This window comes from Aeromonas hydrophila subsp. hydrophila ATCC 7966 (genome assembly GCF_000014805.1).
In the GTDB taxonomy this organism is placed as follows: Bacteria; Pseudomonadota; Gammaproteobacteria; order Enterobacterales; family Aeromonadaceae; genus Aeromonas; species Aeromonas hydrophila.
This window is the reverse complement of sequence record NC_008570.1, coordinates 508,715-532,670: the sequence shown is the minus strand read 5'-3', so window position 1 is coordinate 532,670 and position 23,956 is coordinate 508,715. Positions and strand designations below refer to the sequence as shown.

The window sequence follows — 23,956 nt, the reverse complement described above, 5'->3', positions numbered from 1 at the left end:
ATTGTTATTTATCTGTTTGAAATCAATCTGATTTATTCATCGCTCAATTCACGTCCGGTCGCCCTGCGCCAGACAAACACCAGCAGGTGGAGCAGCAACAGGCCCGATCCCCCCAGCGCGAACAGCAGGCCGGTGAGGGCGTTGACCGAGGTGTCGGCGCCACACCACCACCAGACCAGCCAGCCGACCAGACCGATGACGAAGGTCTGGCCGGCGCAGACCGGGCAGCGCCCCAGCTTGGCCTTGATGGCGGTGGCGAGGCAGTTGTCGCAGCTCATCCCCTCTTCCTCTCTCAGGCCTGCTTCAGCGCCAGTACCAGCCGGTGGGCGTGCTGACCGTGGCCATAATAGTCCAGCAGCTTCTGTCTGGGCCGAAAACCCAGCTCGCGATAGAGGGCCTGCGCCTCTTCATTGGCATCGCCGACCTCCAGCCGGATCGCCCCCCAGCCGGCCTCTTTGCCTTCCTGGATCACCTGCTCCAGCAGGCGGCGGGCCCAGCCTTGCCGGCGGATGGTCCAGCGAATGGCGAGGGTCTGGATGATCAGCCGATCCCAGCCCCTGTGCTCCAGCAGACAGAGGTAGCCCATCAGCTGCTCCTGCTGGTCCAGCACCAGCAGGGTACGCCCCTTGGCGTGGGTCAGCAGATAGTGCCAGCGGCTGCGGCCAAAGGCGACTTCGGGGGGAAAACAGTAGCGTTCCAGCTTAACGATGGCGCCCAGATCATCGGTCCGGGCCGCGCGCACGGTCAACACGGGGAGTCCTTGTTCGGTTATTTATCTTCATCACCAAAAATGCGACTTGTATCACAAGTTACCAAGGCGGCATATTAGGCACTGTAACCTCTTGTTTCCCCTCGCGCCATTGTCGTGCTTGTCGGTGCATCGAAGCCCACTGGGGATCCTGCCGTTCAAGGCAGTTTCATCTGTGGAGCCGAAAAAATGAGTACCTACGTCATCGTCGAAGAGCCGGGCGACTGGCCCTGCCATGCCGATTATCTGCTGACCGCCCGCACCTACCTGCAACACGGGGTGCCCACCACCGGCGGCCGCCCCCGCATCATCAACCTCTGCCGCAATCTGGAGCACCTCAGTGCCGGCTACTACTGCTCGCTGCTGGCCCAGGCCCGCGGCCACCACTGCCTGCCGGGTCTGCAGGCCATCAGCCAGCTGCAACCCCAGCAGCCGCCGGCCAAGCTGTGGCGCAAGCTGCAGGGCTGGCTGGCCCAGCAGAGTGAAGACCGAATCCGGGTGCGCGCCATCTTCGGCCAGTGCGAACAGAGCGAGCTGGCGGGACTGGCCCGCTACTACTACGGCCTCAGCCAGCTGCCGCTGCAAGAGCTGACCCTCAAGCGCGGCCGCCACGGCTGGTCGGTGCGCCAGCAGCAGAGCCTATCACCGCTGGAACTGAGCACGAGCGAGAAAGAGTTGATGCTGCACCACGCCCAGGCACTGGTGGGCACCGGCGACGAGGAGCAGGCGGCGCCGCTCTATCAGCTCGCCATTCTGGTCGACCCCAACGACGGCCGCGCCAGCAGCGATGCGCTGGCGCTGGAGCGCTTCATCCAGGCGGCCGCGGCGCAGGGGATCCGGGCCGAGATCCTGGCGCCGTCCGCCATCGAACGGCTGCCGGAGTTCGACACCCTCTGGCTGCGCTCCGAAACCGCGGTGGGCCACTACACCTTCGAATTTGCCCGCCGCGCCGAGCAGCTCAAGATGCCGGTGATCGACAGCTCCCGCGCCATCCTCGCCTGCAGCAACAAGCTCTACCTCTACGAGCTGATGGTGCGCAGCGGCGTGCCCATGCCGCCCACCATGGTGGTGACCCGCCGCGGCCGCCACCACGTGGACGAGCTGGTGCAGCGGCTCGGCCTGCCGCTGATGGTGAAGGTGCCCGACGGGGCGCAGGGGCGCGATCTGGCCATGGCCAGCGACGAGCAGCAACTGGCCCGCCTGCTGGATGAGGGGCTGGCCCGCTCCGCCCTGCTGCTGGTGCAGAGCCGGATCCCCGCCGAGTTCGACTGGCGCATCGGCTTTCTCGACGGCTCGCCGCTGTTTGCCTGCCGCCGTTTCCGCCCCGAGCCCGGCAACCGCATCCGCCGCCGCAAGCACCCCCTCGACATGAGCCGCATCGAGGCACTGCCGCTCAACGAGGTGCCGGAGCGGGTGCTGCAAACCGCCCGCCGCGCGGTCCATCAGCTCGGCAACGGCCTGTTCGGGGTCGATCTGCGCCAGCAGGGGCGTGACTGCGTGCTGCTGGAAATCATCGACAATCCCTGGATACGTGGCGATATTGAGGACAGAGAGGCAAAGGACCTCTACGAGCGCCTCGCCCGGGCCTTCCGCCAGCGGCTGGAGAACCGGGGGCAGAGCGCGGCCGGATAACAAGCATTGAGAGCAGAGGTGGATATGATGACGACTGATTGGTGGGACATAGCGCCCCTTGGCTGGGAGAACATCCTGGTCTGTCTGGTGTGCGGCACCCTGGTGGGGCTGGAGCGGCAGCTGCGCGGCAAGCCGGTCGGCATCCGCACCTCCTCGCTCATCATCCTCGGCACCTACTGCTTTCTCGCCATCGGTGCCGCCGTCAGCCCCCAGAGCGCCGATCAGGCGCGGGTGCTGGGCCAGCTCATCACCGGCATCGGCTTTCTCGGCGCCGGGGTGATGATGACCCGGGATGGTCAGGTACTGGGGGTCACCTCCGCCGCCACCGTCTGGATGCTGGCCGCCCTCGGCGCCCTCATCGGCATGCAGATGCTGCACCAGGCGCTGCTGCTCACCGGCGTCACCCTCTCCATCCTGGTGGGGGTGGACTACCTGGAGACCAGCTTCAAGAGCCTGCGCCGCGGAGTCCACAACCGGCTGGAGAGCTGGCGCCACGGCAATGGCAACGTGCAGGCTGCCCCCCATCAGGACGAACTCGGCAGCGGCATCGAGAAGTAACTTCCCCCATGAAAAAGGGCTCCATCACGGAGCCCTTTTTGTTGCCAACCTTGCTTAGCGCACCAGCAGGAAGCGGCCGCTCAGCGGCGGCAAATCCACCGTCACGCTGCTGCCGCCGATGGCCAGGCTCTCGCCGCTCTGCAGATCCACCAGGGCGCTGGCACTGCGCAGCTTGCCGACTGGCACCGCGTAACTCTGGGGCGTGCTTGAGACGTTGAGCAGGTAGACTACTTGCTCCGCCGCCGTCTGCTTGATGTCGCCATAGACGCTGCCCTCGGCTACCAGCTTGACCCGCTCCCCCTGATAGAGGGCGGGGTGGGCGGCGCGCAGGGCCAGCAGCTGACTGAGCCACTGTTTCAGCTCGCTCTGCTCGCTGCTCGGCACAAAGCCGGTGGCACCCGGCACCTTGCCATCGCTGCGGGCCACGTGATCATCGCACAGCCCCTGCGCGGCGCAGTCGCCCCCCACCTGCTTGGCAAAGCCCGGCACCTCGTCGCCAAACTCCTCGCCGTAGTAGAGGGTGATGGGGCCGGAGCGGGCCGCCAGGAAGCTGAAGGCCGCCTTGTGACGCTGCCAGTAGTCCGCCGGATTGAAGTTGCCGCGCTCCAGCAGATCGCCGAAGCGCACCAGATCGTGGTTGCCCAGCATCAGGTTGGGCATGGCGTGGTTCGGGTAGTTCTCCACCTTGTTCCAGCTGGCGTCGAGCACGCTGGCCCCCTGCCCGCCCTTGCCGGACTCCTCCACCGCCAGCGCCTGCACCAGACCGTAGCGCAGCGGGAAGTCGAACGCCGAGGAGAGCGCCGGGTTGTCGCTCGGCCCATACGCCTGGGCGCGGATCTCGTCGGCGCCCTTCCACACCTCGCCCACCATGTAGCCGAGGGTGCCCCACTGCTGGCCGGCTGTCTTGCGCGCCGCGCTGGCCCGCTCCACTTCGCTGCGAATGGCGCGCCAGTCGTCGAGGCCGAGCTGATAAGCCTGATCGAGGCGCCAGCCGTCGATGCCGTACTGCTCGACCCAGTAGCGGGCCACCTCCTTGAAGTAGGCGAGGCTCTGGGGCTGGCTGTAATCCACCAGCTGGCCGGGATAACCGGCCCCGCCGCTCTTGAGGGCGGGCAGCCGTCCTTCGGGAGAAGGCTTGCTCACCCCCACCTTGTTGACGTGGCCGAACACCCCGTCGAGGAAGACGTAGAGGCCGCGCTGATGCGCTCCGTCCACCAGCTGCTTGAGCTGGACGTTGCTGCCGAAGTTGGGATCCACGTTGAAGAAGTCGCAGGCGAAGTAGCCGGTGGCATCCAGCTTGTCGTCACCGCCTTGCCCCGCGCAGGAGTCGAACACCGGGGTCAGCCAGATGGCGTTGACGTTGAGGCTCTTGATGTGGTCCAGGCTGTCGATGATCCCCTGCAGATCGCCGTTGTGCTGGGAGGGGCCATAGCCGACACCGTAGTTGGCGCTGCCGTCGCCGTCGACGAACGACTCTACCATCACCTGATAGGTGCGCAGGTTGCAGGCCGGCTGATCATTGCCGTAGCAGGCGCGGCTGGCGGTGGCCGGCGGCGGGTTGGTGACCGGGGGCTGCTGGGGCTCGCTGGAGCCGCTCCCGCCTCCGCTGCCGCAAGCCGTCAATAACAGGGCGGCCCCGATAAGGCCGCCATGGCGCAACGTTCCTTGTTTCATTGTTATGTTCCCGCTGTGGTGGTATCGGCGCCCAAAGCGCCACACTGGGGCCATGATAGCGGCCCCGCCCGCACGGGTCTGTGACTGAAAACGTTACCTGGCTCAGTCGGTTGGCGCGCCGACCTAGAGCACGCCGGCCGAGGCGAAGCGGTAACTGACCGAGAGCCAGTAGGCGCGGCCCGGCTCCGGAATCCGCCCCACCTGCTCGTAGCCCAGCCCGGCCTGACTGGCGTGCACCGACTTGGAGAGGTGTTCGTAGTAGAAGGTGTCGAACAGGTTGTCGACGCCGGCCGACAGCTGCCAGCCCGGCTGGAACTGCCAGGCGGCGCTCAGGTTCATGGTGAAGAAGCCAGGGGTCTCCCCCTGATCCTGCCCGGCTACCGTGCCAGAGCCCACATCGACCCGCTCCTGCGCGGCCACGGCGCGGCCCAGCAGGGTCAGGTTCCACGCCTCGGCCGGCTGCCAGCCCAGCGCCAGCTTGCCATCGAGCGGCGGCATCTGGGCCAGCGGCTGGTGATCGCTCCGGTTTTCTCCGTAGACCACCGCCAGACCGCCATCGAGGCGCCACTGCTCGGCAAACTGCCAGCGCCCTTCCAGCTCGCCGCCGCGGGTCTGGGCGTCGATGTTGCGTACCTTGTTCGACTTGTTGTTATAGAGCAGGTAGTCCTGAATGTCGGCGCTAAAAAGGGAGAGGGTCAGATCCAGTTCGCGGCTGCGCAGGGCCAGCCCCGCATCCCACTGACGGCTGCGCTCCGGGTTGAGGGTGAAGGGCACGCTGTCCTTGCTGCGCTCCCAGTAGTCCGGCGCCCGTTTCGCCTGGCCCCAGGCCAGGTAGCTCGACCAGGCCGGCGACCACTGGTATTCGTAGCGGCCAAAGCCGCTGTCCAGGGTCAGGGTATCGCTGTAGAGGGTCTGATCCCCCGCGCCGTAACGGGTGGTCTCGACCCTGTCCTGCCGGTAACCCCCCTTGTAGCTGTGAGCCCCCTGCTGACGGCCCAGCTCGGCGAAGCCGCCCTGCTGCTCGAAGCGCAGGGTGCGCTGGCGCGGCTGGCTGGCATAGTCCACCCCGCTGCGGGCCCTGTGTTGATCCCGGTTGGCATCGAACCCAGCGGTCAGCAGCCAGTCGGCCGGCAGGGCGATGTCGTTGGCCCAGCGCCCGCCGGTGTTGCGCCGGTCCGGGTTGGAGAGCATCTTCATGCCGCTGTTCGGGCGCAGGCTGAAGTTGTCCATGATGTGGTCGATGTCGTTGTCCCACAGGGTCAGCTCGCTGCGCTGCCAGTGGCGGCTGATCTGCTCCTGCCTGAGCTTGAGGCCGAAGGATTCGCGATCGAACATGGGGCCGTCCATGGTGCGATCCGCATAGGCGGCGCGGGCGTTGCTGCGCTCGGCGGTGAGTTCGAGCCAGGTGTGCTCACTGGGCGTCCAGCCAAGCTGGGCGGTACCGTTCTCGCGCCGGTAGAAAGAGCGCACCTTGTCGCCGTGGCCGTCGCGATAGTCATCGCTGTCGGAGTGGGTGAACTGGCCGCGCAGATAGCCCTGCGGCGCCCCTACTGTGGCATCTAGCATCTGGTCGTCGCGCCCGAAGCTGCCATAGAGCGCCGACGCCTCGGCCTTGACGCCGGGGGCGGTGAACTCGGGCCTGTCCCGCTCGAACAGCACGGTACCCGCCAGGGTCGCCCCCTGTTCGAGGGATTGCGGCCCCTTCAGCACCCGGATCCGGTCAAAAGATTGAGGAAAGACATAGGCGGTGGGCGGGTCCATCCGGCCGCCGCAGCCACCGGCCAGCATGCCGCCATCCATCTGCACGTTGAGGCGGGACATGCCCATCCCCCGCAGCACGGGATCGCCACCCAGTCCCCCCTTGCGCACCATGCTCATGCCGGTGACGTTCTTGAGGTAACCGGCGCCATCGGCCGCCGGCATGGGGGAGCCCGGTTTCTTGGGATCCAGGGTCACCTCCAGGGTGCTGGCGGGGCGACTGGCGACCACCACCATGGGCTCCAGTTGCTGGACCGGCTCTTGGCCGGCGGCGCCGTGACAGGCGAAACCGCCCACCAGCAGGGCCAGCGGGGTGCGCATATGACAAGCCATACTCTTTCCTTATCTCTTTGTTTATTTTGTTTTTTTAATTTCGGCCGACAAACCATTCAGTTGCTGGAAGGTTTGCCGTCAGGCTGCAAAAAAGGCCTGCGGCGCGGTGGCGGCAAGCCCTCAGAGGCGAAGCCAAGCTAGGGTTGGCAAAATGTTGCGCAGGTTTTACCCAAATTGGGTGAGGAAGGCAAACGCTCAAACATTCCCGTTACAGGAATCTTGGTATGGCTCACAAAAACAGGGGGTTAGCTGAACGCTTCCCGCTCGTCGATGGGCTTGATCAGGTGATAGACCTCGTGGGCCGACAGGATGCAGCCGGCGGGCCACTCCAGCTGGTGGTGGCGATTGATGAAGACCCGGGCACAGCGCCGCTCCGAATCCAGCGCCGCGAACAGCGGCTGGGTGCGCCAGGGGGTCAGGTCCAGTGCCCCCGTGGTACCGTCCGAGAGCACCACGAACAGGCTCCACCCTTGCAAATATTCCACATCGATAAAGACCGGCATCCCTTCGGCTCCGATTGAGAAAATTCGGCGCCATTATAGATAAGCCCCCCGCACCGCTTTGCCGGCAGGATCACAGTTTTTCCAGCCGTTTATGCTGTCTTCGATCCCTGCGCGCCCTCACATAAAAATCATAAATCGTGCCAAAACATCCTTTTAAACAGCACCTACACGCAACCTTTCCCCGGGCCCGCTGTCATAACCCTGCAATATAAAAACAATGCGCCCGTGGACGGGTGCAAACAGGCTTGTAGGAACAACAATGACCACTATCAGACGATGGCTGGGACCGTTTTGGCCCATCGCCGTTTTTTCATTGATCGCGCTAGTCTCTCTCTCCATCAGCCGGCTCGCGCTCGGCCTCTGGCAGCTGGAGCGGGTCGACGCCGTCGCCGGCTGGCAGGAGATGCTGCTGCAGGGGCTGCGGGTCGACTTCGCCACCCTCTGCTGGCTGTGGGGCGTGCCCGCCGTGTTCACCCTGCTGCTGGCCGGCCCCCATGCCGTGGGCCGTGCCTGGCTGCAGTTCATCCGGGTCTGGCTGACCCTGGGGCTCTGGCTGCTGCTCTTCCTGGAGATCTCCACCCCCTCCTTCGTGACCGAGTACGGGGTGCGGCCCAACCGCCTCTACATCGAATACCTCATCTATCCCAAAGAGGTGTTCGCCATGCTGTGGGCCGGCCGCAAAGGCGAGCTGCTGCTGGCACTGCTGTTCAGCGGCGCCGTGCTGGCGGGCGGCTGGTGGCTGAGCGGCCGCTTGCTGCGCGGCATCAGCTTCCCGCGCTGGTACTGGCGGCCCGCCTTCGCCCTGCTGATCCTGGCCATCGGTTTTCTCGGTGCCCGCTCCAGCCTGGGTCACCGCGCCCTCAACCCGGCCATGGTGGCGTTTGCCAGCGATCCGCTGGTCAATGCGCTCACCGTCAACTCCTCCTACTCCCTGTTCTTCGCCATCAAGCAGATGCGGGCCGAGGAGGATGCCAGCCAGTTCTACGGCGAGCTGCCCCGCCAGCGCATTCTGGATCTGGTTCGCCAGGAGAGCGGGCGTGAATCCCACGAATTCAGCTCCGACACCCTGCCCAGCCAGACCTTCAACGAGGCCAGCTACGGCGGCAAGCCGAAGAACCTGGTGATCCTGCTGCAGGAGAGCCTGGGCGCCCAGTTCGTCGGCTCCCTCGGCGGCCTGCCGCTCACCCCGAACATCGATGCCTTGTCGAAAGAGGGTTGGGCGTTCGAGCAGCTCTACGCCACCGGTACCCGCTCGGTGCGCGGCATCGAGGCGGTGCTGACCGGCTTCACGCCGACCCCGGCCCAGGCCGTGGTCAAGCTAGGCCGCAGCCAGACCAACTTCTTCACCATCGCCGATCTGCTCAAGCAGCGGGGCTACGACACCAGCTTCATCTACGGCGGCGAGAGCCACTTCGACAACATGCGCAGCTTCTTCCTCGGCAACGGCTTCACCACCATCGTCGAGCAGAAGGACTTCAAGAACCCGGTGTTCGAGGGCTCCTGGGGCGCCTCTGACGAAGATCTGATGGCCAAGGCCGACGAGACCTTCCAGGCACTCAGCAAGCAGGGCAAGCCTTTCTTCAGCCTGGTGTTCAGCTCGAGCAACCACGATCCGTTCGAGTTTCCCGACGATCGCATCGCCCTCTACGAGCAGCCCAAGCAGACCCGCAACAACGCCGCCAAGTACGCGGACTACGCCATCGGCGAGTTCTTCAAGAAGGCGAAGCAGTCAGACTACTGGAAAGACACCCTGTTCCTGGTCATCGCCGATCACGACAGCCGGGTCAGCGGCGCCAGCCTGGTGCCCATCCCCCGCTTCCACATTCCGGGCGTCATAGTGGGTGACGGCATAGCGCCGAGACAGGATCCGCGCATCGTCAGCCAGATCGACATGGCGCCGACCCTGCTCTCCCTGATGGGGATCAGCGCCGACTACCCCATGCTCGGCAAGGATCTGACCCGCATGCCCGCCGACTGGCCGGGCCGCGCCATCATGCAGTACGACAAGAACTTCGCCCTGATGCGCGGCAAGGACGTAGTGATCCTGCAGCCTGAGCGAGCGCCGGAAGGCTTCATCTATGAGGATGCGACAGAGACGCTCACCCCGGCGCCGCAGCCGGCCACCATGAAGGATGCCGCCCTCGGCCTGGCGCTGTGGGGCAGCCTCGCCTACCAGCAGGGGCTTTACCGGACGGCGCCGGATACCCGCACCGTGCTGAACTGAGCGCAATAAAACAAAACCCGCCGATTGGCGGGTTTTTTGTAGGAGGCAGACGAGGTATCAGGTGTTGAGGAAGCAGGGCAGCGAACGGCTGAACTTGTGCTCGAACACCAGCGAGGTCTCCAGGTGCACCACCTCTTCGCGGGAGGTGAAGTGATCGAACACGAAGTTGCGCAGGTGCTCGGTGTCGGCGACACACAGATGCACCAGGAAGTCATCCTTGCCACCCATGTGGAACAGGCTGATCACCTCGGGCAGGGCCAGGATGGCGTCGCGAAACGCATCGATGATCTGGCGGCTGTGGCGGGCCAGCTGCAGCGACACCATGGCCTGGATATGACCGCCGAGGGCCTGGTAATCCACCTCGCAGTGGGCGCCCTTGAGCACCCCGTCCTGCTGCAGCTTGCGTACCCGTTCCAGACAGGTGGACGGCGCCACCCCGACCAGCGCGGCCAGATCCTTGTTGGTCATGCCCGCATCGCGAAACAGATGGGCCAGGATATCCAAATCCAGTTGATCCAGGTTTCTCATCTTTACTCCTTGAACCGCTCAATTTTTTAGACTCTGCCCGTAAACCGGGCCGAACACAACGCAGATTGACATCGGGGCCGCGCCCCCTATGCTTTGGCGCACTCAAAAACCGGGTCAAGCCCGGCTTGCCTCGCCATTGCTGGCGTCATAAGGATCTTTATGCACCCGTCTCACCCCTTCTGGAGCCAGGAAGTCCCCCGCGTCGATGGTCAGCTGCTGCTGACCCCCTGCCCCGGCACCCAGCAGGTGGCGCTGCCGCTGGCACTGGGCCAGCTCAAGCTGGCCGGGGCGCACGGCGTGCTGACCCTGATGACCGATGCCGAACTGGCCCGGCTTGAACTGGGCAGGCTTGGCCAGCAGATCGAGGCCGCCGGCATGCGCTGGTTCCAGCTGCCCATCGAGGACGATCAGGCTCCCGATGCCGCCTTCGAGGCCGCCTGGCAGCAGACACTGCCAGACCTCATCGGATTGCTGCGGGACGGCAAGCACCTGGTCATCCACTGCAAGGGCGGCAGCGGCCGCACCGGGCTGGTGGCGGCGGCCCTGCTGATGAGCCTGGGCCAGCCCCAGCAGGAGGCGATGGCCGCCATCCGGGCCCATCGCCCCAAGGCCTTCACCCTGGCCTGCCACCGCCAGTGGCTCGACGGGCTGGCCGAGGGCGACTGAGCCAGTCCCTACCTCGACGGCGAGTTCTGCTGATAGGTAAACACCTTGCCGATATCCTCGACGCGATAGCTGGTGAGCTGATAGACGTAGTAGTTGAGCCAGTTGGAAAACAGCAGGTGGCCGTGGCTGCGCCAGCTGGCGCGCGGGGTCCGGGTCGGGTCGTTGTCCGGGTAGTAGTTGACCGGAATGACGGGCTCAAGCCCGGCCGCCAGATCCCGCTGGTATTCGCCATCCAGGGTCAGCGCATCGTATTCCGGATGACCGGTGACGAACACCTGACGACAATCCTTGGTGGCCGCCAGATAGACCCCGGCCTCTGCCGATTCGGCAAAGATCTGCAAATCGGTGTGGGCGCGGATGAGATCCCCGTCGAACGCCGCATAGCGGGAGTGAGGCGCCACGAACTCGTCGTCGAAGCCGCGCAGCAGCGGCTCGTGCTCGTCGAGCCGGTGGTGGCGATAGACCCCGGACAGCTTCTCGCCGTGGGTCTGCTTCTCCATGCCGTACAGGGCTTTCAGCGCCGCCTGCACCGCCCAGCAGAGGAACAGGGTGGAGGTCACGTGCTGATGGGACCACTCGATGATCTCTACGATGCGCGGCCAGTAGACCACCTCCTCGAACTCTACCAGCCCGAGCGGCGCCCCCGTGATGATCATGCCGTCGTAGTTGTTGCCGCGCACCTGTTCGAAGTCGTGATAGAAGTTCTCCAGGTGCGCCTGGGGCGTGTTCTTCGACTCCCGATCGTCGATGCGCAGCAGATCCACGTCCACCTGCAACGGCGAGTTGGAGAGCATCCGCATCAGCTGGATCTCGGTTTCAATCTTCTTGGGCATCAGGTTGAGGATCAACACCCGCAGCGGGCGGATGTTCTGGGTGACGGCCCTGGATTCCGTCATCACGAAGATGTTCTCCTGCCCCAGCACTTCGGCGGCGGGTAACTGATCCGGGATCTTGATCGGCATGCTTACTCCCTGTACTGCATCGGTAAATATGTCTGGACATCCAGAAGCCTATAATAAAGCACCCACCCTGTCATCAGATACCTTTTGTATTCACCCCCACCTTTGACTAGCATACGGCTCAGTGTGTCTCTCGCATCCAAGACAATGACAGGTATCAAGATTTCAGTAGACCGGCTGCAAGTCGGCAATTACGTTTCTCTGCCACTTGGCTGGCGCGAACACCCCTTCCTGTTTTCCAGCTTCAAACTCAAGAATGAAGAGGAGATCGAGCTCATTCGCCGGCTCGGTCTCAAGCTCGTTACCATCATCCCCGACAAGAGCGATGCGCCGCCCAAACCGCTGAACCAGATCCAGGCCCAGCCGGTGGAGGCGCCGGATACCTCCCAGCGTCAGGCCGAAATGCAGTTGGAGAAGGAGCGCCGCATCGAGCAGCTGCAGCAGTACCGCCGCGATCTGCAGCAGTGCGAGAAGCAGTTCCAGCAGTCGCTGGCCCAGGTGCGCAACGTGATGAGCAAGATCCAGTCCCGCCCCCTCAACGCCATCGGCGAGGCGCAGGAGCTTATCAACGCCATGACCGAGCAGTTGCTGTCGGTGGACGAGATGGTGTTGCACCTGGTCTCCGACAGCGAGGACGGCAACAACCTCTACTTCCACTCCCTCAACGTCAGCGTGCTCAGCATGTTGCTGGCCAAGGAGTGCAACATGTCAGCCGACGAGATCCGCCAGGTCGGCATGGGGGCCCTGTTCCACGACATCGGCAAGTTGAAGATCCCGAGCCAGATCCTGCGCAAGACCGAGCCGCTCACCAAGCCGGAGCAGAACCTGATGGCCCAGCACCCGCGCTACGGGCTGGATCTGCTCAATCTGGCCAAGGACTTCCCGGCCGAGGCGAAGGGCATAGTGCTGCACCACCACGAATACCTGGACGGCAGCGGGCCGGAGGGGCTCAAGAAGGGGCAGCTCGACCCGCTCACCCAGATTGTGTCGCTGATCAACGAGTACGATAACCTCTGCCACATGCAGGCCAAGGTGCCCTACTCGGCCCTGAGCGGCCTCTACAAGCAGCGCAAGGCCCAGTTCAATCCGGAGTATCTCAGCATGCTGATCCGGCTGATGGGGATCTACCCGCCCGGCAGCGTGGTGCAGCTCTCCAACGGCCAGGTGGGGCTGGTGATGTCGGTCAACGCCTCCCGCCTGCTCTACCCCTCGGTGCTGGTGTACGATCCGCGCATCCCGCGCCAGGAGGCGGCCATCATCGACCTGCAGCAGGCCGAGCTCTCCATCGCCAAGGTGATCCATCCCAAACGGCTGCCGCCGGCGGTGTTTGAGTACCTCAACCCGCGCACCCGCATCAGCTACTACTTCGAACACACCAAGCCCTGATCGACCCGGCCACCCAGTTGGCCGCCCCCCAGTCCAGCCGTCAGCCCCGAGGAGCCCGCCATGCGCATCGAAATCATCAGCACCGGAGACGAGATAGTGACGGGCCTGGTGGTAGACACCAACGCTGCCTGGCTGAGCGCCCTGCTGCTGGAGCAGGGCTGGCAGGTGCGCCGCCGCGTCACCGTGGGGGACAACCTCAAGGACTTGAAAACCGTGCTGGCAGAGAGCGCCAGCCGTGCCGAGGTGGTGCTGGTGTGCGGTGGGCTCGGCCCCACCGCCGACGATCTCACCGCCCAGGCGGCGGCCGAAGCCTTCGACCAGCCGCTCACCCTGTTCCCAGACTGGCTCGCCACCATCGAAGCGCGCTACGCCAGCCGCGGCAGGCCCATGCCAGCCAGCAACGCCAAACAGGCCTGGCTGCCGCAGGGGGGCGAGATCCTCGACAACCCGGTCGGCACCGCCTGCGGCTTTGTGGTCACCCACACAGGCCACCAGGGCCCAAGCCTACTCTTCTTCACCCCGGGCGTGCCGTTCGAATTCAAGCAGATGGTGCGCGAGCAGATCATGCCGCGCCTCAAGGCGCTGGCTGGCGCGCAGACCGACACCGAACTGCGCCGCTTTTATACCTTCGGCGTCTCGGAGTCGGCCCTCAGCGACATGCTGGATGCCGCTCCCTGGCCCGCCGGCATCGAGCTCGGCTACCGCTCCTCCATGCCGCTCATCGAGCTGAAGCTTATTGGCCACGGCGCCAGCGCGGCGGACATGGACGCCGCCGAGGCGCGGCTGCTCGCCGCCATCGAGCCCTGGCTGGTAGGGCGGGGCGATAAGGAGCCGGCGCAGCAGATCCTGGATCTGTTGGGGGATAAACCGCTGACGCTGCTGGAGGGTGAGAGCCGGGGCGCCCTGCTGGCCATGTGCCACCCGCATCCGGCCCTGACGGCCAGCTTCAGCCACGCCCTGGCCAGCGAGCTGGCGCAGCTGGCGGCGCCCGCGGCCCCCCTCAGCCTGACCATAGGCCGCGCAGGCCCGGACGGCGTGCCGCTGCTGCTCTGTGTCGATGGGCAACTGTACGGCCAGACGCTGAAGGTCAGCCACCCGGATCCCGACAGCGGTCGCCGGATCATCGCCTTCGCCGCCCTCGACATGCTGCGCCGCCAGCTGCAGGGCTTGCCTGTGCTCGGCGACTACCGCACCCTGGCCCGCACCGCCAGCCGCTAACAGCAAGCAGCAAGCAGCAAGCAGCAAGCAGCAAGCAGCAAGCAGCAAGCAGCAAGGTTCTCACCCCTCGCGGGGCATCAATCCAGACTCTTCTTGAAGCGATGGGCGGCCAGGGTCAACACCAGCAGGGTGAACCCCGCCAGCCAGAGCACGTCGGGCAGCAACTCGGAAAGCTCGCCACCGCGCAGCACTATGCCCCGGATCAGCCGCATGAAGTGGGTGGCCGGCAACACCTCGGCAATCCACTGGGCCGGCAGCGGCATCCCCTCGTAGGGGAACATGAAGCCCGACAGCAGGATGGAGGGCAGCAGGATAAACACCGTCATCTGCATCGCCTGCAGCTGGGTCTGCGCCAGGGTGGATATGAGCAGCCCTAGGGTCAGGCTGGCAGCAATGAACAGCAAGGTCGCCAGCAGCACCTGGCTCAGGGCCCCGTTGATGGGCACGTCGAAAATGAAGTGGCCGAGCCCGAGGATGATGGCCACCTGGATCAGCCCTACCCCGATATAGGGCAGGATCTTGCCCAGCATCAGCTCCATCGAGCCTACCGGGGTGGTGATGAGCAGCTCCAGATTGCCGCGCTCCCGTTCGCGTACGATGGCCGCTGAGGTGAACATGATCATGGTCATGGTGAGGATCACCCCGAGCAGGCCGGGCACTATGTTGACCGCCGAACGGCGCGCCGGGTTGAAGTAGAGCACGGTCTCGAAGGTGGGGGGGGCCGTCTTTAGGTCGGGTTTCAGATCGGAGAGCGGCATGTTGCGAAGGCCGAGCAGGGCCCCGGCGATCATGGTGTCCGAGCCATCCACCAGCCACTGGCCTGCCGTCTCGCCGGCGCTGAGCCGGCGGCTCAGATCGGCGGGCAACACCAGCACGGCGCGCACCTCGCCCCGGGTCAGCGCCGCCTCGGCCTGTTGCACCCCGACGTATTGCTGCTTGATGTGCACCACCTGGCTCGCCTTCACCGCCTCCACCAGCAGCCGGCCCGGCACGCTCTGGCTCATCTCCACCAGTCCCACCGGGATCTGCCGTACGTCGGTGTTGATGGCGTAACCGAACAGCAGCAGCTGGATCAACGGGATCATCACCACCATGCCGAACGTGAGCCTGTCCCGTGCCAATTGTCTGAGTTCTTTCTGGGTAATGGCCCAGAGCCGTCGCAGACTGTTCATCGACTCACTCCCGTCGGGATCATCACCACCATCCCGAACGTCAGCCAGTCCCGTGCCAGCTGCCTGAGTTCTTTCTGGGTAATAGCCCAGAGCCGTCGCAGACTGTTCATGCCCTCGGCTCCTGACCGGTACAGCTGACGAACACATCCTCCAGACTGGGTCTGACCAGCGCCAGACTAGCCCCGGCCAGCGCCGGACAGGCCTGTTGCAACCAGGCCACCGGCTCCGCCAGCTCCTTGTCCACCAGCACCCGCAAGCGCTGGCCGAGCTGGGCGGCGGAGCGCACCGGCGCCAGCTGCACCAGCTGCTGTTTGAGCAGCCGCAGATCGGCGGCCAGCACCTCCACCACCCGGGTGCTCATGGCATCCATCAGCGCCTGCGGCGCCCCCTGGGCGCGCACCCGGCCCGCCTCCATGATGGCGAGCTGATGGCAGCGCTCCGCCTCGTCCATGTAGTGGGTGGTCACCAGTATGGTGGTACCCCCTTCGCTCAGATCGAACAGCTTCTCCCAGAAATCGCGCCGGTTCTGCGGATCCACCGCCGAGGTGGGTTCGTCCAGCAGCAGCAGCGCCGGCCGGTGGATCACCGCCGCCGCCAGCGCCAGCCGCTGCTTCTGGCCGCCGCTCATGGCGCCGGCCCGCTGCCGGGCCAGCGGCGCCAGCTCATAGGTGGCCAGCAGCTCGTGCAGGCGGGCAGCCAGCACGGTGCCGCCCATGCCGTGGATCCGGCCCATGAATTCCAGGTTCTCCCAGGCCGTCAGCTCGTCATAGAGGGAGAACTTCTGGGTCATGTAACCGATCCGCCGGCGCAGGGTCTCGGCCTCGCGCGGGATGTGCAGTCCCAGCACCTCCACCTCTCCCGCCGAGGGGGTGAGCAGGCCGGTCAGCATGCGCAGAGTGGTGGATTTGCCGCAACCGTTGGGGCCGAGAAAACCGTGGATCTGCCCCTTGGGCACGCAGAGATCCAGCCCGTCCACCGCCAGAAAATCGCCGAAACGGCGGCTCACCCCCAGCGCCCGGATCGCCAGCTCACTCATGGCCCTCTCCCTGCGCGGCGGGTTCGGCCTGCAGCGGCAGGCCGCTCGGCAGATCCTGCGCCCCCGCCGGCAGATCGATCTCGGCCAGATAGACCAGCCGGGCCCTGTCCTGCTCGTTGAGGGCGTAGTAAGGAGTAAAGGCGGGCTCTTTCGAGATCCAGCGCAGCCGGCCGGTGAAGGGCTCCGCCACCCCGTCCACCTGCACCCGCACCGGCTGGCCGACCCGGTAACCGGCGAGGGAGGGCTCGGGCACATAGACCCGGGCGTAAGGCGCCTCGTCCGCCTGGATGGCGGCCAGCACGGCACCCACCGCGACCCGCTCGCCGAGGTGATAGGGCAGGCTGTCGAGCCGGCCGCTGCGGGTGGCAACGATGGAGAGATCCGCCAGCTCCCGCTCGGCCAGCGCCACCTCGGCGGTGGCGGCCAGCAAGGCGGCCTGCGCTTCGTCGATATCTTCGCGCCGCACACCCCGTGCCAGCTTGTCGAGCTGCTGGCGGGCGCCGTCCTGCTCGGCCAGGGCGCTGTCGCGCTGGGCGCGGGCCTTGTCGAGATCCGCAGGGCTCACCAGCTTGCGGCGCACCAGCCGGTCGATCCGCTCAAAGTTGCGCTCGCTCTCCCTGACGTTGGCCTGCGCCTTGTCGAGGCTGGCACGGGCGGCGGCGATGTCTTCCGGCCGCTCGCCATTGGTCAGCCGGGCCAAGACGGCCCGCGCCTGTGCCTGTTGGGCCCTGGCTCGGGCCAGCACCGCCTGCTGACGCCGGTCATCGAGCCGGGCCAGCAGGGTGCCCTCTTCCACCCGGCTGCCCTCCGCCACCGGCAGGGCGCGGATGATCTCGCCGGCGGTGGCGGTCAGCAGCACCCGGTCTCGTTCCAGGGTGCCGAGGGCCGTGGTGGATGCCTGTGGCTGGCAGGCGCTAAGCAGGCCCGTCAGGGCCAGGGGCAGCAGACAATGACGCAAGGTCGACACTCCTCTCACGGTGGCGGATCCGCCCGGGGGCACTCCCTTCACCCGCCGGACGGCAACCGGTAGCGGCTGGCAGACGGGCTCATGGTGCCGTCAGCATACTCCCTGTTACTTTTCATTTCCTCGTCCCAGTTCACCCATTTGTGCTTAGCTCATTGACCAAAAAGGAGAAATGTCTGGATACTGCAGACCAGCACCATGTTGATGATTCGCATTTTTAACAAAATGCCGATTAACTGAAAACAAGCAGCCGTTCCAATTGGGATGCGGACGAAGGAAGGGATCCGGGTGTTAAGCAAAGAGTGGTTACTGTTGTCAGCCGATATGGAATACGCCTGCCTGCGCATCGTGCCCGGGCTGACCAACCCCATCTCGGAGAGCGATATCCAGACGCTGCTGCTGGCCTCCAACTGCCGCCGCTATCAACCGTTGACGGAGGGGATCAAGCAGGCCATCAGCCTGCTCAACACCCTGCTCAGCAACCCGACCGCCCCCCTGCCCGGCAATCCGGTGCCCATCGCCCAGCGCCACGATGCCAGTGTCCTGCTGGTGGTGGAGAAGGACCGGATGAGCGCCACCGCCCAGATCACCGCCGACTGGGGCGGCAAATACCTCACCAGCGAACAGCTGGAGCAGGCGATCCAGAGCAGCGAGATCAGTCAGGGGGTGCAGGCGCCGCTCATCGCCGCCGCCGTGCTGGCGGCCAAGGAGGCGACGCCGGGCACCCTGCTCAGGCTGCCGGTGGCGCAGGGCAAGGCCGCCGTCAACGGTCAGGACACCCGTTTCGAGCGACTGGTGGAGACCCCGGCCGAGCGCATTCTCAAGCCTCAGGAGCTGGACCACGGCCGGGTCGACATGCGCGACCTCGGCACCATCCTCACCGTCAAGGCCGGCGCCCAGCTGATGCGCCGCCACCCCGCCACCCAGGGGGTGCCCGGTTTCACCGTCACCGGCCAGGAGCTGCCCGCCAAACATGGCAAGGACAGCCCCATGGTGGCCGGCGAGGGCACCTTCCTCTCGCCGGATGACCCCGATCTGCTGCTGGCCAGCCGCCCCGGCCTGCCGCGTCAGGAGAAGAACGGCATGAAGGTGGACGACGTGCTGAGCGTCAAGCAGGTGGATATCCGCCACGGCCACGTCATCTTCGAAGGGGCGCTGATCGTGGCGGGCGACGTCACCCCGGGCATGAAGATAAAGACCAGCGGCGACGTGGTGATCGGCGGCTTCGTCGAGGGGGGCTACATCGAATCGAGCGGCACCATCACGGTGCGCAACGGCATCATAGGGCGCAAGAGCGAACAGAGTGACGAGTTCCTCTGCCACCTCAACGCCCAGGGGGAGATCCACGCCAGCTACGCCCAGTACGCCAAGCTGGAGGCCGGCGGCGACATCCACATCCTGACCCAGCTCAGCCACTGCTACAGCCGCAGCGGCCAGGATCTCAAGGTGGGTGACAGCGGCATGCGCAAGGGCCACCTGCTGGGGGGCATCAGCATCGCCAACCGCCTCATCATGGCGCCGATCCTGGGGGCCTCGGCCCACAACCAGACCCGGCTGCAGATCCTCGGCGGCTACTTCACCCACAAGGAGCAGGAGCAGGCGCTGCGCCAGCGCAAGCAGGAGTGCCGGGAGCAGCTAGACAAGCTGCAGGACCTGCTGCTCAAGCTGCTGCAACTGCCAAGCGACAAGCGCAATCCCCAGACCCTGCAGAAGATCAAGCTGATCCGGACCCAGCGCCTCGAGGAGAGCAAGCTGCTGGATGAACAGCTGGAAGCGGCCCAGGAGGAGCTGCAGAAGCTGATGGCGGAGATGGACATCATCGCTACCCAGCACGCCTTCCCCGGGGTCGAGGTGGAAATGGCCCACCACCACTACCGGGTCGACATCGAACACGGCCCCATCCACTTCGCCATCCGTGAAGATCAGCTGCAGCTGACCCCCTACGAACCCCACAAGTGACGCAAGAGTGCCCCGTCAGTCGTGATCCGGGCGGCGAATTTCGCTACACTCGGCCTCCCATTGGCCCCATCGGGCGGGCCAGCCAGACCGCAGGATAGTGAGAGATGTACAAGCTGATCGCATTGGATATGGATGGCACCCTGTTGAACTCCCAGGGCCAGATTTCCCCCCGCACCCACGCGGCCATTGCCGCCGCCCGCGCCAAGGGCGTCACCGTCGTGCTGGCCTCGGGCCGGCCGCTGGAGGGGATGAGCCGCTATCTGGTGGAACTCGGCCTAACCGGTCAGGATGACTACGTCATCTGCTACAACGGTGCCCTGGTGCAGCAGGTGGCCGATCAGCGCATCATCCGCAGCCAGCTGCTCACCGGCAGCGATGCCAGCGCCATCGCCGCCCTGGCCGACGAGCTGGGCGTCAACGTGCACGGCTTCTCGGTGAGCCGGGGGCTCATCAGCCCCAGGGTCAGCCCCTACACCGAGCACGAATCCCGCCTCATCGACATGCCCATCAAGCTGCTGGACTTCGCCACCCTGCCCGCCGACGAGCAGATCCTCAAGGTGATGATGATCGATCCCGAGCCGCTGCTCTCCCCCGCCATCGCCAAGCTGCCGGCCGAGCTCTACCAGCGCTATACCGTGGTGCGCAGCGCCCCCTACTTCCTCGAGTTCATGAACAAGCAGAGCAACAAGGGGACCGGCGTCGCCGCCCTGGCCGAGCACCTGGGGCTGGATGCCTCCCAGGTCATCGCGGTGGGGGATGCGGGCAACGATCACCACATGATCGAGTACGCCGGGCTGGGGGTGGCCATGGGCAATGCCACCGACGATATCAAGGCGCTGGCCCAGCACACCACGGGGCGCAACGATGAAGACGGGGTCGCCCAGGTGATCGAGCGTTTCATCCTGAACGCCTGACACGACCAGGGGCCTGCGGGCCCCTTTTGCTATCCGGCCGTCAGTGCGAAATGTTTAATATATCCACCACAGAAATGCACTTCCCTCTCCCCTCCTCCGCTACAGGCCCCTTTAAATGGGACTCAAGCCAGTCGAGCGCAAAATATATTTAACATATTGGCATCATTTTGTTTGACATATTGAACGGCCTTGGCAGACTGGGATCAGGATCCAGGCTGTCGTTGCCCAGGCTGACCGACGATTCTGGCTGTGCAACGCACCTCCGATCCCACGACCATGCCTTGAGGCATGCCCTTGCCCCGCTGACGACGGCAAGGGCCTGCCCAAGGCGCAGGACCGCTAAGGACAGCCAAGGTGAATCATGACTCGCAGCCCCCACACCCCGCGTAAACCCGTCGTACTGATGACCACGGGCGCCCAGCCCCGCAATGGCCACGCCTATCAGGTGATGACCCACAAATACATCAAGCCGCTGGTGGAGATCAGCGGCTGCGTGCCGCTGCTGGTGCCCACCTGCTGCGGCACCGAGGATCTGGCGCAGTATCTGGATCTGGCGGATGGCGTCTATCTGAGCGGCGCCGGCTCCAACATCGATCCCGCCCTCTACGGCCAGGAGAACCTCACCCCGGAGAAGCAGCAGGACAGGGACAGGGATCTGTTCGATATCCCGCTGGTGCGCGCCGCCCTCGACCGCGGCCTGCCGATCCTCGGGATCTGCCGCGGCATGCAGGAGATCAACGTGGCGCTGGGGGGAGACATCCACCAGAAGGTCTACAGTGAACCGGGTTATGACGATCATCGGGAAGACGCTGACGATCCGGTGGACGATCAGTATGGCGAGAGCCATCAGGTCGAGCTGGTGCCGGGCAGCTGGCTGGCGGAGCTGATGGGACAGCCGTCGATCCCGGTCAACTCGCTGCACGGCCAGGGGATCAAGACGCTGGCCAAGGGGCTGGAGCCGCTGGCCCATGCCGAAGACGGGCTGATCGAGGCGATCCACGCCCCCACCCTCTCCCCCTTCCTGCTGGCGGTGCAGTGGCACCCGGAGTGGAAGGCGAGCGAGAACCCTCACTCCATCAAGATCTTCGAGGCCTTTGGCGACGCCTGCCGGGCCCGTCTGAGCGGCCTCTGACGCCGCCGGCTAGTCGCCGAACCCGCGCGCCTTGAGCTTGGGCAGCGCACCGCGATCCGGGCGCAGGGTTCGGCATACCTCCAGCCCCTTCAGCCCGCGCTGGATGTGATCCGGCGTGTGGCCAAACACCATGCCGTTGCTGCGATAGAGGGCGCTGTCGTCCAGCTCGAACAGCTCGCCGCCGATCAAGAGCTGTTCGCGGCCGTTGACCGTCTTGCCGCGCTTGAGCGGCAGCATCATGTCGCTCAGCACCTCGCCGGTGGCGCAGCCCTCGCGCCAGCGCGCCTCGTCGGCGAAGGGGGTGATGGCGATCTCGCGCCAGGAGCCATCGCGAAACTCGACCCGATACTTGTCGGCCAGCTGATCACAGCCCGTCAGCAACCAGGCCCCGGCAATCCAGACCATCTTGTTCAGCGTGCGCACTCGTACCACTCCCTCGTCAGACCGGCGCCCAGCATAAATAAATTGCCCCCGCCCCGCACCCATTTAGCGGGTTGAAACCAACTATGCTGGAAATAACCAATGATAAGGGGCTGCTATGTTTAGCGATAACCTCGTTGCGCTACCTACCCTGCTGTGGATTGGCGAACACCCGTTCTGGACCCTGTTGACCCTGTTCTTGCTCTTCACCCATTTCCTGCGCAGCCCCGGCCGTCGGCGGGAGCTGGTGAGCGAGCTCGGCTTCGTGATGATAAGCCTGGTGGTGATCCTGCTGATCCAGTTCGAGGGGGGCTGGTTTCGTCTGCCGCTGCCCCACCGCTGGCTGGTGGAGATCTCCAGCCTGCTGGCCGGGCTGGTGCTGGTGAAAATCTGGGGGATCCTGCTGTTCCAGTTTCTGCTGCCCCTGTGCCAGATCCGCATCCCGCGCATCATCGCCGACATCGTCATCACGGTCGGCTACATCGGCTGGTGCCTGTTCCGCCTCTACGCCTCCGGCATGGCCCTCGGCGAGATCGTCACCACCTCCGCCGTCATCACCGCCGTCATCGCCTTCTCCATGCAGGATACCCTGGGCAACCTGCTGGCCGGCGTCTCGATCCAGCTCGACAACTCCATCGCCATCGGTGACTGGCTGCAGGTGGAGACCACCCAGGGCCGGGTGGTGGAGATCAACTGGCGCGCCACCACCATCGAGACCCGCAACTGGGAGACGGTGGTAATCCCCAACAGCCACCTGCTCAAGCAGCGCTTCACCGTGCTCGGACGGCGGCAGAACGCCCCCCTGCAGTGGCGCCGCTGGGTCTGGTTCGACATCACCCTGGATACCCTGCCGACCCAGATCATCGCCCTGGTGGAACAGTCCCTGCGAGAGACCCGCATCCGCCACGTCTCCGCCAGCCCGCAGCCTGACTGCCTGCTGATGAACGTGGAAAACGGCATCGCCCGCTACGCGGTGCGCTACTGGCTCACCGATCTGGCGGTGGACGATCCCACCGACTCGGCGGTGCGCACCCTGATCGATGCCGCTCTGCGCCGCAACGACCGGCGCCTCACCCCGCCCATCTTCAACGTCTTCATGACCACGGATCAGGATCACAAGGATCAGCGCCACAAGCGGCATACCGCCGAGCGCACCGACACCCTGCGCCGCCTGCCGCTGTTCGCCATGCTGCAGGAGGAGGAGTTGCTGCGGCTGGCGGATCAGGTCAAGTTCGCCCCCTTCGTCAACGGCGATCGGATGCTGAGCCAGGGGGAGGTTTCCGGCTGGCTGTTCGTACTGGTGAAGGGGGATGCCCAGATGCTGGTGGAGGTGGAAGGGCGCGAGCTGCCGCTCGGTACCCTCAATGCCGGCGACTTCTTCGGCGAGCTGAGCCTGCTCACCGGCGAGCCCAGCCCGTTCACGGTGCGGGCCCTGGGGACCGTCGAAACCTATCGCATCAATCAGGCCATGTTCCAGGAGCTGGTGGCCCAGCGCGGCTCCCTGCTCGAGCCGCTCTACAAGGTGCTGAGCGCCCGTCAGCAGGAGCAGCAGGAGCTGCTGGCGCGGGAGGCGGAAGCCATGAAGCAGATCACCCCACCACGGGATCTGCTGGACAAACTGATGGCGCTGTTTGGCGGTCGATGACGTAGCATGGCGGCTCAGGCTTTCTACCAGAGATGCATTTCATGCTGTTGACCGCACTGGCCCTGAGCGCCACCCTGCAATTTGACTGCCCCGCGACCATTGAAACCCGCCAGCAGCTGCTGGGGGCCAGCCCGGGGTGGCAGGCCGTCACCCGCAACGATATGGGGGAACAACACCAGCCCCTCAGCCACCGGCTGGACAACCTGGCCCTGTTCGACGGCGACCCCGATGAGCGAGCCCAGCTCAAGCCGGACAACGGCGACAGCGACGCGCTGCACTACTGGAGTCTGGATCGCCGCAACCCTCGCCCCTTCTATCTGGTCTGCCACTATCGGGAGACCGCCATCACCCTGCAGCAGGCGCTGCCCACCGGCATCAGCTACTGCCGGGTCAACCAGCCCGATCCTTACCAGCTGCGCGGGCTGATCTGCCGCAACGAGTGACCACTCCGGCATGACCCTTACGATGACGGCTGCCTGCGGTGCATGAGCGGCCGACAGGGGATGCATGTCGGCTGGAACTGGCGG

At 65.3% G+C, this 23,956-nt stretch carries 22 protein-coding genes; 11 read left to right on the top strand and 11 right to left on the bottom strand.

Features of this window, described 5'->3' with window-relative positions:
* Positions 1-32 precede the first annotated feature (32 nt).
* Both AHA_RS02510 and AHA_RS02505 read right to left on the bottom strand, forming a co-directional pair.
* Positions 33-278 carry a DUF3624 domain-containing protein gene (locus AHA_RS02510; RefSeq protein ID WP_011704472.1) on the bottom strand — a complete coding sequence of 82 codons (246 nt, stop codon included), beginning with the start codon at positions 276-278 and terminating at the stop codon, positions 33-35.
* A gap of 14 nt (positions 279-292) precedes the next feature.
* Entirely contained in the window at positions 293-751 is a 459-nt protein-coding gene (locus tag AHA_RS02505; protein ID WP_011704471.1) for a GNAT family N-acetyltransferase, read from the bottom strand.
* A 186-nt stretch (positions 752-937) separates the two neighbouring features.
* On the opposite strand from AHA_RS02505, the gene AHA_RS02500 reads away from it, so the two are divergent.
* Together AHA_RS02500 and AHA_RS02495 are read left to right on the top strand one after the other, a co-directional pair.
* Entirely contained in the window at positions 938-2,380 is a 1,443-nt protein-coding gene (locus AHA_RS02500; RefSeq protein ID WP_011704470.1) for a RimK family alpha-L-glutamate ligase, read from the top strand.
* A 24-nt stretch (positions 2,381-2,404) separates the two neighbouring features.
* The gene (locus AHA_RS02495) at positions 2,405-2,938 is read left to right on the top strand and encodes an MgtC/SapB family protein (protein WP_162516945.1); all 534 of its coding nucleotides are present in this window, start codon (positions 2,405-2,407) and stop codon (positions 2,936-2,938) included.
* Between the two features lie 54 nt (positions 2,939-2,992).
* On the opposite strand, the gene AHA_RS02490 is transcribed toward AHA_RS02495, so the two are convergent.
* The 3 genes from AHA_RS02490 to AHA_RS02480 form a co-directional block, all read right to left on the bottom strand.
* Positions 2,993-4,612: an alpha-amylase family protein gene (locus AHA_RS02490; protein ID WP_162517796.1), complete on the bottom strand. Its 1,620-nt coding sequence runs from the start codon at positions 4,610-4,612 to the stop codon at positions 2,993-2,995.
* Between the two features lie 123 nt (positions 4,613-4,735).
* Positions 4,736-6,703, bottom strand: a complete 1,968-nt coding sequence (locus tag AHA_RS02485; protein WP_011704467.1) for a TonB-dependent copper receptor — start codon at positions 6,701-6,703, stop codon at positions 4,736-4,738.
* Between the two features lie 245 nt (positions 6,704-6,948).
* Positions 6,949-7,206 (bottom strand): DUF2442 domain-containing protein, encoded by a 258-nt coding sequence (locus AHA_RS02480; RefSeq protein WP_011704466.1) that lies wholly within the window; start codon positions 7,204-7,206, stop codon positions 6,949-6,951.
* A 259-nt stretch (positions 7,207-7,465) separates the two neighbouring features.
* On the opposite strand from AHA_RS02480, the gene AHA_RS02475 reads away from it, so the two are divergent.
* Positions 7,466-9,430 carry an LTA synthase family protein gene (locus AHA_RS02475; protein WP_011704465.1) on the top strand — a complete coding sequence of 655 codons (1,965 nt, stop codon included), beginning with the start codon at positions 7,466-7,468 and terminating at the stop codon, positions 9,428-9,430.
* 57 nt (positions 9,431-9,487) lie between these two features.
* Here AHA_RS02475 and AHA_RS02470 read toward each other — a convergent pair whose 3' ends face one another.
* Positions 9,488-9,958, bottom strand: a complete 471-nt coding sequence (locus AHA_RS02470; RefSeq protein WP_011704464.1) for an Lrp/AsnC family transcriptional regulator — start codon at positions 9,956-9,958, stop codon at positions 9,488-9,490.
* 159 nt (positions 9,959-10,117) lie between these two features.
* Here AHA_RS02470 and AHA_RS02465 point away from each other — a divergent pair, with 159 nt between their 5' ends.
* On the top strand, positions 10,118-10,624 hold the full coding sequence (locus AHA_RS02465; RefSeq protein ID WP_164927527.1) for a cyclin-dependent kinase inhibitor 3 family protein: 507 nt from the start codon (positions 10,118-10,120) through the stop codon (positions 10,622-10,624).
* Positions 10,625-10,632: 8 nt separating this feature from the next.
* Here AHA_RS02465 and metA read toward each other — a convergent pair whose 3' ends face one another.
* On the bottom strand, positions 10,633-11,586 hold the full coding sequence (gene metA, locus AHA_RS02460; protein ID WP_011704462.1) for a homoserine O-acetyltransferase MetA: 954 nt from the start codon (positions 11,584-11,586) through the stop codon (positions 10,633-10,635).
* Positions 11,587-11,730: 144 nt separating this feature from the next.
* Between metA and AHA_RS02455 the strand changes: the two genes are divergently transcribed.
* Together AHA_RS02455 and AHA_RS02450 are read left to right on the top strand one after the other, a co-directional pair.
* Positions 11,731-12,969 carry an HD-GYP domain-containing protein gene (locus AHA_RS02455; protein WP_016349264.1) on the top strand — a complete coding sequence of 413 codons (1,239 nt, stop codon included), beginning with the start codon at positions 11,731-11,733 and terminating at the stop codon, positions 12,967-12,969.
* Between the two features lie 60 nt (positions 12,970-13,029).
* Positions 13,030-14,187 carry a competence/damage-inducible protein A gene (locus tag AHA_RS02450; protein WP_011704460.1) on the top strand — a complete coding sequence of 386 codons (1,158 nt, stop codon included), beginning with the start codon at positions 13,030-13,032 and terminating at the stop codon, positions 14,185-14,187.
* Between the two features lie 77 nt (positions 14,188-14,264).
* On the opposite strand, the gene AHA_RS02445 is transcribed toward AHA_RS02450, so the two are convergent.
* The 3 genes from AHA_RS02445 to AHA_RS02435 all read right to left on the bottom strand — a co-directional run bounded on the left by AHA_RS02445 (position 14,265) and on the right by AHA_RS02435 (position 17,362).
* A complete protein-coding gene (locus AHA_RS02445; RefSeq protein WP_011704459.1) occupies positions 14,265-15,359 on the bottom strand; it encodes an ABC transporter permease in 1,095 nt (364 codons plus the stop codon).
* 106 nt (positions 15,360-15,465) lie between these two features.
* Positions 15,466-16,395 (bottom strand): ABC transporter ATP-binding protein, encoded by a 930-nt coding sequence (locus AHA_RS02440; protein ID WP_011704458.1) that lies wholly within the window; start codon positions 16,393-16,395, stop codon positions 15,466-15,468.
* Positions 16,388-17,362 carry an HlyD family secretion protein gene (locus AHA_RS02435; protein ID WP_011704457.1) on the bottom strand — a complete coding sequence of 325 codons (975 nt, stop codon included), beginning with the start codon at positions 17,360-17,362 and terminating at the stop codon, positions 16,388-16,390. The genes AHA_RS02440 and AHA_RS02435 overlap by 8 nt, the downstream gene beginning before the upstream one ends.
* A gap of 285 nt (positions 17,363-17,647) precedes the next feature.
* On the opposite strand from AHA_RS02435, the gene AHA_RS02430 reads away from it, so the two are divergent.
* The 3 genes from AHA_RS02430 to AHA_RS02420 all read left to right on the top strand — a co-directional run bounded on the left by AHA_RS02430 (position 17,648) and on the right by AHA_RS02420 (position 21,364).
* On the top strand, positions 17,648-19,318 hold the full coding sequence (locus tag AHA_RS02430) for a DUF342 domain-containing protein (protein WP_024946066.1): 1,671 nt from the start codon (positions 17,648-17,650) through the stop codon (positions 19,316-19,318).
* A 104-nt stretch (positions 19,319-19,422) separates the two neighbouring features.
* Positions 19,423-20,232, top strand: a complete 810-nt coding sequence (yidA, locus tag AHA_RS02425; protein WP_011704455.1) for a sugar-phosphatase — start codon at positions 19,423-19,425, stop codon at positions 20,230-20,232.
* A gap of 361 nt (positions 20,233-20,593) precedes the next feature.
* Positions 20,594-21,364 (top strand): gamma-glutamyl-gamma-aminobutyrate hydrolase family protein, encoded by a 771-nt coding sequence (locus AHA_RS02420; RefSeq protein WP_011704454.1) that lies wholly within the window; start codon positions 20,594-20,596, stop codon positions 21,362-21,364.
* Positions 21,365-21,373: 9 nt separating this feature from the next.
* On the opposite strand, the gene AHA_RS02415 is transcribed toward AHA_RS02420, so the two are convergent.
* Positions 21,374-21,769: a hypothetical protein gene (locus AHA_RS02415; RefSeq protein WP_161772480.1), complete on the bottom strand. Its 396-nt coding sequence runs from the start codon at positions 21,767-21,769 to the stop codon at positions 21,374-21,376.
* A gap of 133 nt (positions 21,770-21,902) precedes the next feature.
* Between AHA_RS02415 and AHA_RS02410 the strand changes: the two genes are divergently transcribed.
* Both AHA_RS02410 and AHA_RS02405 read left to right on the top strand, forming a co-directional pair.
* Positions 21,903-23,429 (top strand): mechanosensitive ion channel family protein, encoded by a 1,527-nt coding sequence (locus AHA_RS02410; RefSeq protein ID WP_011704452.1) that lies wholly within the window; start codon positions 21,903-21,905, stop codon positions 23,427-23,429.
* Between the two features lie 41 nt (positions 23,430-23,470).
* Positions 23,471-23,872, top strand: coding sequence for an STY0301 family protein (locus tag AHA_RS02405; RefSeq protein ID WP_164927525.1), 402 nt, complete (start codon positions 23,471-23,473; stop codon positions 23,870-23,872).
* Positions 23,873-23,956 lie beyond the last annotated feature (84 nt).